Here is a 13745-nt window from a genome sequence, read left to right on the forward strand (position 1 = left end):
TTTTATTTGTTTAATAAAAAATAATATTTTTTAAAGTAATCCAAAAGGTTGCTTCTGATAAAACCAAAAAAATCACTATACTCTTTTTGTAAAAAGCTTGGACTTTGTTTTTTTACAAACAATAGATACATTTGATTAAGATGACTGTTTTTGGGATAGTTTTATCTATCCCATGTTTTTTATTTTTTACTACTAAGATTTTTAGCAATTCGAGGGGTGGACACGACACCTAGGCAAGGTAGAGATATAAAATCTATCTTGCTGCTATTATTTATTTTTCTACTAAAGTACTATTCAAATTATAAGAATTAAATGTATCTTTTAATCCCTTATTCTTAAATTCTTAACTCCTAAAGCATCTAATATCTGCAAAGCAAATGCAAAGCTAAATTTACCCCTGCTTATCTTATTTGCTATATTCATTCTATTATCCTCTACGCCTTTTTCTTTTAATAAAAGAGCTAATGTTTGATAATCCATATTCTTTCTTGCTATTTCAGATTTTATTATATTTTTTGCTTCTTGAAAATAATCCATCTCATACCTTTCTTGAAATTTAAATAATTATAGTACAAATGGTACTATTTGTCAATATATTATATCTTTTAATATATATTTATACTTTAAAGTGTTGACTCTAAATACTGTATACGATATAATCCGTTCACAAAAAGTATACATAAATCTTGATTAGTTAAAACAGATAGCGAAATTAAAGAATAAAAAGGATTTAAAATGCAACACTTCCTCCTCTCATCTAAAGCTAGAACGGTATCGGTTAAAAAGATAGCTTCTATGAGTGAGAAGGATTGCTATGAGTATTTTAAATCGATAAGATGGCGCGATAATAAAGGTGAGCCAATATGTCCAAGTTGTGGAAGTGTAAATAGTCATTATTTTATAGAAGGCAGAATGCAGTATCGTTGTAAGGATTGCTTTCATACCTTTAGCGTTACTAGCGGAACAATATTTCATTCCCATAAGTTAGACTTTAAAACAATACTATTAGCTATTGTGATATTTACTAATGCCACTAAAGGTATTTCATCGCTTCAACTTAGTAGAGATTTAGATGTTCAGTATAAAACAGCTTGGGTTTTAGCACATAAGATTAGAGAGTCTTTAATCAGCCATGACGATAATACAAAATTTGAAGGAATTTGTGAAATGGATGGAGTCTATGTTAATTATTATATTAGACCGGCAAACAATATAAAAAACAGAATAGATAGAAGAAAGGTCTTTAAACCAAATAAGAGAGTCATTATTTCTTTAAGAGAAAGAAATTTACAAGGCAAAGGTGCAAGTAAAACAAAAACCTTTATATTAAAAAGTGAAAACAATAGTGATATAAACAAGATAGCAAAGGCAAACATTGCCTTAAACTCTCAAATTCATACTGACGAAAGTTCGGCTTACGATGATTTATTAGCTCATTACGATTTAAAAAGAGTAAATCATCAAATAGAGTATAGCGGAGTAAATGGAGAGAATAATAATCAATCAGAAAGCTTTAACTCAAGATTTAGACGTATGCAGTATGGACAGCTTCATAGAATAGGCGTTCTTTATCTTTCAAACTATGCTAATGAGATAGCATATAGAGAAGATACCAGAAGGCTAGATAATAGATCCATAATGAATGATATTTTATCAAGATGTTTGGCAAATAACTCAATTTCTAATGAATTCTGCGGTTACTGGCAAGGAAACAAAAGAGTAGCTGAAAGACTTGGGGCTTAAGAAGCTATTTGATACAGTTTCAAATCGTTAGTCTCTATGCTTGATAAAATTCCACGTCTTACGAGCTTATTAATTGCTACATAGATATTTTGTTTATGTTTATTTATAAATAAACTATCTACATCTGTTAAGGATGTATTTAGATTTTTGATTCGTGAAATAAGCATGCAAAATATAATTGGTGCATTGTTTGATTTTGCTACAAGGTTACTTTTTATTTTTGCTACCTTTTGCCAAGTTTTTTGTTTTTGCAAGTTTATTCAATGGCTTAAAATAACTAAAAATTATATCTCCAATAGCGAAAGTAATCAATGCAATAAATAAACTATAACCATTAAAAACAGATGTTAGGGTTTGGAAACAAGTAGTTTTTAAAAGATCTTGTTTATAAAGACTATAAACGGGGACATTAGGATATAATTTCGCTTTGAGGTTTTTAAATAAGAATTCTTAATGCAATTTGCTTATCAGCGAAACTAATGTGAATTAAAAATAAATTTTAATAATAACTCCCATAATTTAATCAATTTTTAAGCCTTTAGCCCCTAGAATTATAAGCAATTTGGATAGTTTGGTAAAAGAGGTTTTGATGAAGGCGATATTGATTTTATCTATTTTTTCTATATGCGCCTTTTGTAAAACATACTCCTTAAAAGACTTGATGATCTCTCTTGAAACTACCAAGCCATCTATTATCTCTTCTCGTCTTCAAACCATGTTAGCCAATGAAGAGTTAATAGGAGTAAAATCAGCTTTTTATCCAAGACTTAGCATCGGTGCAAATTCTGAGTACTCTAAAAAATATTCTAATTTCAACGCTTCATACATAGGAGATGAGAGCTTAGTTAATTCATCGGGATTTGCAAGTTCTCTTTCTTTAAAGCTAAACTACGAACTTTATAAATTTAATGCCACTTCTTTAAATGTAGAAGCAAGTAAAGAGAAGATAAGAAGTCTAAACTATAAAGAGTGTGATATAGTAAATGAAGCTAAACTTAAGCTACTTGAAATTTATCATAAGATACTTGACTGCAGAGAAAAGATAGGTCTTTATAACAAGCTAAAAGAGGTATATAAAGAAATTTACGAACTATCTAAAAGGCTTTATGAAGCAGGCGATATACAAAAAACACTTCTTGCAAATAGAGCCATTGAACTAGTTGAAGTAGATGATATGCTAATCAATCTAAAAAAGCAAAGCGAAGAGCTACTTAGCGAAATATCAAATTTAAGCGGAATAGATATAAAAAGTAGCGATGAGTTGGATGCTTTGCCAAGTGCAAATTTAAACCCTTTTGATTCGTATGGCTCATCAAATTTGGATTTAAATTCACCTTTGTCTTTAGAGGCAAAAAACTTAAATGAAAATCCAAATGATTATAACTCATTGCCTTTGGACTATAACTTAAATTTAGATATACCTTTAAACGCCAATTCTATTAATTCAAATTTTAAATCAACTAAAAATACGGACTACTCCTTTCCCTCTTTTGAACAAACCGCTAAGGCTAAAGAACTAAATGCTCTAATAGCCAGCAAACAACTAATATATGAAGCTAAAAAGAAAGATTACTTTCCTGCGGTTTATCTATATGCTAAATATGATTTTTACGGAGATGACAAGGATAGCTTAAGAAGATCGGTAGATGATACTCAAAGAAACGGATATAGGATAGGACTTAGTATATCTTATAATCTCTTTGACGGCTTTAGTAGAGAGTCTGAGATAAAAAGCGCTCTTATAGAGGTAAGTCTTGCTAAAGAGCAGTTTGAAGAGGCAAGAAGAGAGTATGAAAAAGATATTAGAAATTTAAAATATGATTTACATAGCGCTAAGGATAAGATTAAAACATCTTTAGATCTAAAGGATAACTCAAATGAGCTTTTAACTATGAGTAAAAGACTTAATAAAAGCGGAGAGGCTGAAAAACTACTTGTATATCAAAGCATGATTAAACATCTTGAAAACACCATCAAATTTAACGAAAGCTTACTGGCTAAAAATATGCTTGATATAAAATACGAGCTTATGCTAACAAGGGCAAATAGTTGCAAAGCGCTTTAAGAAGTTTAGAGATAGTAGCTCATCTAAATAATGTTGCGATTGATTCAAGAGCTATCATAAGAGATTATGCTTTAAATTCCACCCCTTCAATAGAAGAGCTGGTAAGAATAGCAAAAGACAAGGGCTTTAAAGCTAAGATTAAAGAGTTTAGCTTTAAAAACCTTTTAAACTATCCTCTGCCTTGCATAGCTATAGATAATAACGGGCAGTATTTTAATATATTAAGAGTGGATGAAGAAAAAAGAGAGCTTTTGGTCTTTAAAGATAAAAACGAGCCTTATATAGTTAAATTTGACGAGATTTCCTCTAGCGTAAATAAAAAAATGATCATCTTAAAGCATAAGCTTTTAAACGATAGGATTAAATTTGGCTTTGGATGGTTTTATGCAAGGATGCTTCACTATAAAAAGATAGTAGGCGAAATTTTAATAGCCTCTTTTATCATCCAGCTATTTGGACTAATAACCCCTTTATTTACTCAAGTAGTTCTTGATAAGGTCTTGGTTCATCACTCCCTTAGCACTCTAAACGTTATAGCCATAGCATTTTTAGCGGTTATTATATTTGAGATGCTAATAAGCCTTAGTAGAAACTATATATTTGCCCATACTACCTCTAAAATCGATGCAAGACTAGGTTCGCTGCTGTTTGATCATCTAATCAAACTTCCCATGATCTACTTTGAAAACAGAAAGGTAGGAAATATAGTCGCTCGTGTTAGAGAGCTTGACAGCATAAGAGAGTTTATAGCTAATAAATCAGTTACCGTCTTGCTTGATATACTCTTTAGCGTAGTATTTGTAGTTATGATGCTATTTTATAGCGTAAAGCTAACTTTAACGGCTATATTTTTCGTAACTATAATAGCCACTCTTTACTTCTTTGCCACCCCAAGGCTTAGAGCTAGACTTGAAGAGAAATTTCAAATGGGAGCTAAATCAAACTCTTATTTGGTAGAATCAATCACGGGCATAGTTACGGTTAAATCTTTGGCCATAGAAGGAAGCATGCAGCGTCTTTGGGAGGATTTTTTAGCCAAATACGTAAAGTCAAGCTTTGATCTTTCAAATTTATCAAATATCCTCTCAGGCATTGCAAATGCGCTTCAAAAACTTATGACCTTAGCCATACTCTATCTTGGAGTAGGACTTGTCCTTGAAAACAAACTAAGCGTAGGTCAATTAATAGCCTTTCAGATGTTTGCCGGGCAATTTAGCGCTCCTATTATGAGGCTAGTAGGTCTTTGGAATGAATTTCAACAAGCTCTTTTAAGCGTAGATAGACTAGGAGATATACTAAACACCCCAAAAGAGCAAGAAAACGATAAGGCTCTTACTCTTAGCTCTTTAAAGGGAGAGGTTAAATTTGATAAAATTTCTTTTAAATATAGTCCCGATTCTCCAGTGGTATTAAAAGATTTTAGCCTGCAAGTAAGACCGGGAACCAGTATAGGGCTAGTAGGAAGAAGCGGAAGCGGAAAGAGTACGGTAACTAAACTTCTTCAAAGGCTATATTATGCAAACGAAGGAGCTATCTATATAGACGGAGTTGATATTAGACATATGAATCCCTCTTGGCTTAGGCAAAACATAGGCGTAGTTTTGCAAGATAGCTACCTGTTTAGCGGAAGCATTAAAGAAAACATAGCCTTTTCTTATCCTAGCGCTTCGATGGAAAGGATATTGCAAGCTTCAAAGATAGCAGGAGCCGATGAGTTTATAAGCTCTCTTCCAAAAGGATATGACACTTTAGTAGGCGAAAGAGGCTCATCTTTAAGCGGAGGGCAAAAACAAAGAGTAGCTATCGCAAGAGCGATACTTGGAAATCCTAAAATATTAATATTTGACGAAGCTACATCAGCCCTTGATTATGAAAGCGAAAAGATAATATCAAACAATATGGCATCTATTAAAAAAGATAGAACTATGTTTATAGTAGCTCATAGATTAAGCACCGTTAGGGATTGTGATGAGATCATAGTTTTAGATAAAGGCATGATAATAGAAAGAGGAGATCATAAAAGCTTAATGGAGCTAAAGGGGTATTACTACTTTTTAAATAGCCAACAAGAACAAACTGCTTAAAGGAGCCTCTTGAAAAATAGACAAGACGATACTCACGAATTCAAACCCCTTTTAATAGAGATAGAAGATCGCCCCTTAAACCCTCTTGGAAGAGTTATCCTTTATCTTATGATGGCGGTTATAGTATTTGGCACATCTTGGCTGATACTTGCTAAGGTAGATGTAGTAGTAAGCGCGCAAGGTAAAGTCATACCAAGCGGAGAGATAAAGATACTAAAGCCTCTTGAAAGCGGAGTAGTCTCAAAGATATTCGTTAAAGACGGAGACAAAGTTAAAAAAGGCGATATCCTTATACAGATAGACCCAACCGTAACGGATGCTTCACTAAGTAATAAACAAGATGATTTAAAAGTAATTAATTCGGACATCTTGCTGTTTAATGCTTTAATAAACGAACAAGAGTTAAGTAAAGAAGAGCTTGCTAACTTAAACATATCTCAACTGAATTTATATACCAGTCAAAAAGAGATACTTAAAAATACTTATGAGAGTAATGAAGCTAAGATTGAAGCTGCAAATTTGGATATAAAAACTCAAAAGGCAGAACTAAGCAGAGTAAAACTTCTACTTAGTAAAGAAGAGGCTACAAAGAAAAGGCTTCAAAGTGTTTTAGACATAATAGCTAAAAAAGAGTATGACGAAGTAAATAAAAACATTATAAATTTAACCGAACAAAACAGTATGGCTAAATTTAAACTAGATGAAGCGGATAAAAAGCTAAAAGAGATAAAAGAGCAGAGTAAAACCCTTATAAAAGAGCTAAAGTCCAAATGGATAGAGACATCATTAGCAAAAGAGAGAGAAAGAAGAGAGCTAAGCGCTCAAATAGATGCAATACTATTTTCAAACAAAACTCAACAGATCAAATCTCCAACTGACGGCTACGTAGGAAAGCTGCTTATCCATACCGAAGGAGGAGTAGTAAATCCAAACGATAATCTTATATCCATAATACCTTCCGATGTTCCATTGGTAATCAAATCAAGCGTCTTAAATAAAGACATAGGCTTTTTAAAAGTAGGTCAAGAAGTAGCTATCAAGATAGATACCTTTAGCTTTCAAAAGTATGGCTTACTTCAAGGAGTGATAACCCATGTAAGCAATGACGCCATAGAAGATGAAAAGCTAGGGCTTATATATGAGATACAAGTAAAGCCAAAAAGTTTAGAGATAAAAGTAGACGGAGAGATGAAAAAACTAGACATAGGAATGAGTGTAATAACAGAGGTAAAAGTAGGCAAAAGAAGAGTGATAGAACTATTTATCTATCCTATCATCAAATACCTAGATGAAGGGCTTAGTGTAAGGTGAGAGAGTGTATAAAATATCATAAAATAATATGATAATAGTTTCCAAATTTTATATAGATGCTTAAGGCTTAAGTAGATAGAATAACTATCTTGGTTCTATATATTGAAAGTTGTAAATTATGATTTCAAATAACATTAAAAAAGAAAATACTAAAAATACCAAACCCAAGCAGTCGTTGATAGAAAAATTTATCTTGATGTATCTTATAGTTTCTTTATCGGTATTTATTATTCCTGAAGATATACTTGATAGATATGAAATTTGTAATGATTTTGTAGAATTTATGAAAATTTATTTCCCTAATATTGAAATTTTTAGTAATATTAGCGCTTTATCTCAAATTGCAGGGTTTTATACAGGCATTATGTGGATAGCTGGAATTTTGCTTATATTTGGGGGTGTCTTTTATTATGTTTTTTATATTTTTCAAAAAGATAAAGCACATAATAAAGATGATAAATTTAATATATTATCATTAGTTTTTAATATATCGATTAGTATTTTTGCTATTTATATTTATTATACAGGGTATATAGCTACAGATGGATTAAGCTTCGGAAATAAACACATTTATATTGGCTTGGAAACTAGATTAGGAATATTTTTACCTATAATGTTTTTTCAATTTGCATTATCTATATTTTTTATGATGATGGTTGATTATATCAGTGAATTTATGTTGTTGATTTTTAAAAAAATAAGAGGAGTTAGTAAGTGAAATATAATGCAGAAGTAGGAATAGTGAATAGTCGAGATGATAATGCAACGCAAGATAACAATATCTCATCTAAAATCGGTTCGTTTATGGATGGCATAAAAGAGTTAGCTCAATTGGCTGAGGATGGAAAATTTAATGAAAATCCGTATGGGCTTGCGACAGGAGTGAAAATAATTGCAGGAAGAGCAGGTTTTTTAATAAATTCTTTAGATATAGTAAAGGCTATAGGTTCCAATAATCCAGAATATGAAATACCAAAAAGTATTTCAAAAATTGGTATTTCTGCTGCGGGTGCATGGTTTGGTGCTAAAAAAGGATTTGAATTTGTTGTTAAGTATAAAATAACCAATCCGTATATAGCAGGATTAGTTATTTTTGCAGGCTCTGCTATTGGTTCTTATTATGGTTCTTTATGGACTGATTTTGCATTTGATAGATTATTTAGTGATGGTTTTCCCATATCAGAATATCCAAATACGCCCCTTATCTCTATCTCAAATCCCACTGTAAACGAGTCTGATCAAGAAGTAGTATTTGATATAACTCTATCTAAACCTCTTGAAGAGGATCTTGAGCTAAGTTTGCATACATCAAACGGTACTGCCGTAGCAAGCGAAGACTATACCCCAAACAATACTACTATAACTATAAAAGCAGGAGAGACATCTTATAAACATAGTGTAGCTATAACGGACGATATGCAAAAAGAAGGTAGCGAGTATTTTACTCTTACGGCTCAAAGTATAAACATAACCGACCCAAATGTTTTTGGGTATTATGTTATAAGTAGTGCTATTATTAACAATAAACAGGGTATAAACTCTAATATTAATTTTTATTGCAAAGTAAGTTAAATGCAAAAACTTTATCTCATGCTGATTTGGCAACCTATTTTTGGAAAGACGAAGAGAAGCCAATGGAGTAAAGCATTTTATATATATATGATCATAGCTCTTATTGTTTCATTTAACCTTTATCTTTCGTCGTTAAATTCTGTTTTGGAAATTCAAGACATGACGGTTAGAAGCGGAGAAATTAGTGGTATTAATAAGCGTCTATTTAATAGCTCTACTATGCTTACTCTCAAATCAAATAATGAATATTTTCGATATGTAGTTCATTCTATAGACCTTAAAAATATAAAACTAGGAAATACGGTTAAAATTTATAGCGTCAATAAAAATAGTACTATTTTTGGCATCAAAGAGAATTATATTGAAGAGATAAGAGATTTAAACGGAACATTGTTAAGCACAAAATATAATATGAATAATTCAAAAAAAGCCAATAATATAGCTTATATGTGGTCTAAACTATCCTGCAAATTATCTTTTATATTTTTTATATTAATAGTTTTAATAAATTTAAGAAATAATGAAAAACCAAATAACATTGTGTAAAAGGATTGAATATGGGTATTAAAGTCGATTCTAATTTTTGTACAAACTTGTCCCTTGCCACACATCCAGAAAAAGTATTTGGAGTTGGTAAATCTATGATAGAAGGTGATTATGCTACAGCAGCAGCGGGAGCTTTGGGGTTGTTGGATATGTTTTTGGGTATCGCAAATAAAGCAAATAAAATAAATACAATAAATAAAATAACTACTGGTTCGGCTTTTGCGGCATCGCTTATAGTTCACATTGATCAAGCTAGGCAAGATATAGAAAAACTCAATGGCAAAATAAGCAATAGTACCCTGCTGTCACTTTTGGGAGATGTTGTAGGACTAGTGTCTATTATTCCGATTCCTCAAGTCAAGGCATTTGGTATTATAGGTGGCTTTGGTTTAGGAATAGCTTCTTTAATGGCCAGTAAACAAGATACTGATTTATACGATATGCTTCAATCATTGTTTATTGATATGGATAACATAGTAAATAATGATTGTAAGCTTAAAAATTATTTTGAGTGTATGAGTTGTAACGGAAACTTTATACACATCTCAAACCCTACCGCTTTTGAAAATGATGGAATGATAGAATTTGAAATAAAGTTATCCAAGGCTTTAGATAAGGATTTAACTCTTAAGCTAACCACTATAGACGGATCTGCCATAGGAGACAGTGACTTTGAAAAACAAGAGGATAAAGAGATAACTATAGCGGCAGGAGAGACTACCTATAAACACTCTATAAAATTAGCAAGAGATAGAGTATATGAAGGTAAAGAAGATTTTATGCTGTTTGCCAATGTGGCAAATCCTAGTGAGCATGAGAACATCTCAAAACGATTTGCATCAGGCATAGGCACTATAGTAGATTTTCCGGAAGAAGAGTGTCCTAAGCCTATAAGTCCTAATTTTAACCTTAATTTTAGTATTCCTAGCTCTCCTTTATATCACTCAGGAGGCGGCGGAGGATGGGGAGGCGCAAGTTGGGGCGGAGGCGGAGGATGGGGAGGCTCCTCTAGCTTATATATACCAACCCCATCAAAACCCAGCCTTCCTAATATCCCTCAGATAGAGTGTCCTGATGAACCTGATTTAAATTCGGTAATGATATTTAAATTAAATTCTGCAAATCAAGGTGCAGGCTTTAGAAGTCTAGGCTCGGCTGTTCTCGCAAATTCTTTATACTCTACAAATTCGTCTAATGAGTCTAAAATATACTTTGATATGAATAATGACGGATTTAAAGAAAGAATGATTGATTGGTTTAAACTCGATGAAGGTGTGCTTGTAAATGATATAAATAAAAACGGAAAGATAGATAGCGGCAGAGAAATTCTAGGTAATCACTATTTTAATAAATTTGGAGATAAATCAATCGATAGTTTTTCTCTTTTAAAAGAGTTTGATACAAACAAAGACGGAGTTATAAATAAAGATGATAATACTACATTGAGTATATGGATAGATAAAAATAGCGACGGAAAAACAAACGAAGGCGAACTGATATCGATAAACGATGAAAACTCTCCAATAAAATCTATATCTGTCAGTACTCTTGATGCTCTTTTGAGCGGATATGATAGAAACCACGATATGAAAATAGATAAAAACGATCAAATCTATAATTATATCTACTATAGACAAAACTCCGATGATACTGTAAATTTATATATTTACGGAGATGATAACGCAAAGTCTTTCTTAGGGGATAATACTACAAATCAGACAATACTTACCGATAAAGGACTAAAAAGAGTAAGGGAAATAGTGTTTTATAAAGATCCATCGGAATTAAACTTAAAAGACAATTTGCAGTCCGATGATAAAAATGAACACTTGATAGGAAATAATCAAAATAATCAGCTATACGGTAACGGCGGCAGAGATATACTTGAAGGAGCCGGCGGTGATGATACGCTAGACGGCGGAGACGGTAGCGATAAGATATTAGGTGGAGATGGAAACGATACTGTAATAGGAGGAAGAGGCAACGACCGTTTAGAAGGCGGTGATTGGGACGATAGGTATGTATTTAGCAAAGGTGATGGAGTCGATGTTATATATGACTCAAACGGAAGAGATGTAATAGAATTTGATGATACTATAAATAAAGATGATTTGATAGTAAAGACAAACGGGGTTGATCTAAATATATCTGTCAAATCAAACACAAAAGGATTTTTGAGTAATCAAATCATAATTAAGAATTTCTATAGTTTTAGCAATAGGATAGAGGGAATCAAATTTAGCGATAATACTACTCTTAACGTAAGCGATCTGATTTCTATGATGGGTAGCGATAGTGATGACGATATATACACTACTGAAATAAGCCAAACTATAGATGCTAAAGACGGAAACGATAAAGTATTCGCAAATAGCGGAAATGACACTATAAAAGGTGGTAAAGGAAATGATACTCTGCATGGAGGATCGGGTAATGATATCTATATATATAATAAAGGCGACGGTGTAGATGTAATAGAAGATAGTAGCGGCAAAGACAGCTTAGGACTTAAGGGTATCGATAAAGACGAAGTTAAATTTATGAAAGAAAATAGCTCTTTAAAAGTTTTTATGGATGATAAAAATCATATAACAATTACCGACTGGTTTAATGAGCAAAATCAAATAGAAAGTATTAAATTTGATGATCAGACCGAACTAAAGCCAAGTGATATTATAAACTCTCTGGTGTCAAACGGAGATGACACTATAGTGGGAACAAACGAAGAAGACACATTGGATGGAAAAGAGGGAAATGATATCATAACCGGTCTTAATAAAAATGATACGCTCATAGGCGGAAGTGGCAATGATAAACTTTATGGAAATTCAGGCAATGATACGTTAATTGGAGGAACCGGTAACGACTATCTAGAAGGCGGATGGGATAATGATACGTATATTTATAACAAAGGGGATGGAAGCGATAAGATAAATGATGCAAGCGGAAACGATAAGATCAAATTTAGCGATATCTTAAAAGATGATATATCGTTTAGAAAAAATAAATTAAATTTAATTATAACTATAAAACCTACTAATGACACTATTGAGGTTTTAAATTTCTTTACTGTAAATAACGCAATAGAAGAGCTGGAATTTAGTGACGGCTCAAAAATGACTAATTCTGATATAGGGAGCTTGTTCTCTTATGCTTCAGGCGATACAGATACTATATACGCTAAGCCCAACGCTACTTTAAAAGGCGAAAAGGGAAATGATGTATACTCATACAAAAGAGGAAATGGAAAAGTAATAATAGATGATAGTTTTATAGAAAATAATATTGAAATAAATGCCGGTGAAGATATTCTTAAATTTACGGATGCTAATAAAGATGATATAGTATTTACATCTTATGGAAATGATTTGGTTCTGCTTGTAAAAGATAATCAGGGCAAAATCAATAATAGTGAAGCAGTCATTATCAAGGATTGGAAAAAGCCTCTAGGAGGTATCGAAAAGATAGAATTTGGTGATAAAAGCACCATGGAGATAGATAAAAATGCAAAATATCCTTATCCTAGTGGATTTAGCTATCCTAGTAGCTATCATTATATATATGGCAGTGAAGATAATATTATTAGAGCCAATAATAGTACACCTTTTACATATGAGACGGCGGATGGTAATGACCAGATTATAGCAGGCTATGCTAACGATACTTTAATAGGTGGCAAGGGGGATGATATTCTTGAAGGCGGACATGGAAATGATGTGTATTTATTTGCTAGAGGAGACGGCAAAGATATTATATATGATTCTTATGGCAACAGCGATAGCATAAGATTTGAAGATGGCATAACAAAAGATGATATAGCCGTAAGAGTGCTAGATAATACGCTTTATATAGCATTGAAAGAGTCTAATGTAAAATTTGGTGAACTAAGTGACAGGATCACTATTAGAGATTGGATGAAGAATCAAAACAGGATTGAAAAATTTATATTTCAAGACGGAACCGTATTAGATTACAATCAAATAGTAGCTATGGCAGGAACTGATGAAATAGATGTTATAAACACATTTGCAGGCAATAACGATGTTATCAATTCTCTTGGAGGAGATGATATTATAAACAGTAATGATGGCGACGACATTATAGATGGTGGTGCCGGAAACGATATTATTAACGGAGGTATCGGAAATGATACCTATATACTCAAAAGAGGCATGGATAAGGATGAAATAACCGATACCGGAGGAATAGATAAGATAAAAGCAGATGGAGATATAGCTTTAGAAGATGTAGTTTATGATAGAATCAGCGATGATCTTGTGATAGGACTAAAAGAAAATGGCGTAGCTATATTGGATTTAAAAGATAGTATTACTATTAAAAATTGGTTTAAAACTTTTGATAACAGAGTAGAGTTTATAGAATTTGCAGATGGAAGAAAAATAACTCCTGAAAACATAACGGCT

General features: G+C 32.3%; 9 protein-coding genes. 8 read left to right on the forward strand and 1 reads right to left on the reverse strand.

Going from position 1 to position 13745, the window contains the following annotated elements; all coding sequences use genetic code 11:
• Positions 1-321: 321 nt before the first annotated feature.
• The gene (locus CDOM16188_RS10745; RefSeq protein ID WP_169976203.1) at positions 322-537 is read right to left on the reverse strand and encodes a DUF6471 domain-containing protein; all 216 of its coding nucleotides are present in this window, start codon (positions 535-537) and stop codon (positions 322-324) included.
• 198 nt (positions 538-735) lie between these two features.
• On the opposite strand from CDOM16188_RS10745, the gene CDOM16188_RS10750 reads away from it, so the two are divergent.
• The 8 genes from CDOM16188_RS10750 to CDOM16188_RS10785 form a co-directional block, all read left to right on the forward strand.
• Positions 736-1743 carry an IS1595 family transposase gene (locus CDOM16188_RS10750; protein WP_172202098.1) on the forward strand — a complete coding sequence of 336 codons (1008 nt, stop codon included), beginning with the start codon at positions 736-738 and terminating at the stop codon, positions 1741-1743.
• 589 nt (positions 1744-2332) lie between these two features.
• The gene (locus tag CDOM16188_RS10755; protein WP_172202100.1) at positions 2333-3808 is read left to right on the forward strand and encodes a TolC family protein; all 1476 of its coding nucleotides are present in this window, start codon (positions 2333-2335) and stop codon (positions 3806-3808) included.
• Positions 3793-5892 carry a peptidase domain-containing ABC transporter gene (locus tag CDOM16188_RS10760; RefSeq protein WP_172202102.1) on the forward strand — a complete coding sequence of 700 codons (2100 nt, stop codon included), beginning with the start codon at positions 3793-3795 and terminating at the stop codon, positions 5890-5892. Before CDOM16188_RS10755 ends, CDOM16188_RS10760 begins: the two co-directional genes overlap by 16 nt.
• 9 nt (positions 5893-5901) lie before the next feature.
• Positions 5902-7203 carry an HlyD family type I secretion periplasmic adaptor subunit gene (locus CDOM16188_RS10765; RefSeq protein ID WP_172202104.1) on the forward strand — a complete coding sequence of 434 codons (1302 nt, stop codon included), beginning with the start codon at positions 5902-5904 and terminating at the stop codon, positions 7201-7203.
• Positions 7204-7321: 118 nt separating this feature from the next.
• The gene (locus CDOM16188_RS10770) at positions 7322-7921 is read left to right on the forward strand and encodes a hypothetical protein (protein WP_172202106.1); all 600 of its coding nucleotides are present in this window, start codon (positions 7322-7324) and stop codon (positions 7919-7921) included.
• Positions 7918-8775, forward strand: a complete 858-nt coding sequence (locus CDOM16188_RS10775; RefSeq protein WP_172202108.1) for a Calx-beta domain-containing protein — start codon at positions 7918-7920, stop codon at positions 8773-8775. Before CDOM16188_RS10770 ends, CDOM16188_RS10775 begins: the two co-directional genes overlap by 4 nt.
• Positions 8776-9321 (forward strand): hypothetical protein, encoded by a 546-nt coding sequence (locus CDOM16188_RS10780; RefSeq protein WP_172202110.1) that lies wholly within the window; start codon positions 8776-8778, stop codon positions 9319-9321. It begins immediately after the preceding gene.
• Between the two features lie 11 nt (positions 9322-9332).
• Positions 9333-13745 (forward strand): calcium-binding protein (locus tag CDOM16188_RS10785; protein WP_301538613.1); only part of this gene is annotated, 4413 nt, incomplete at its 3' end.

Origin of the sequence: Campylobacter sp. RM16188 (assembly GCF_012978795.1) — a bacterium.
In the GTDB taxonomy this organism is placed as follows: Bacteria; Campylobacterota; Campylobacteria; order Campylobacterales; family Campylobacteraceae; genus Campylobacter_A; species Campylobacter_A canis.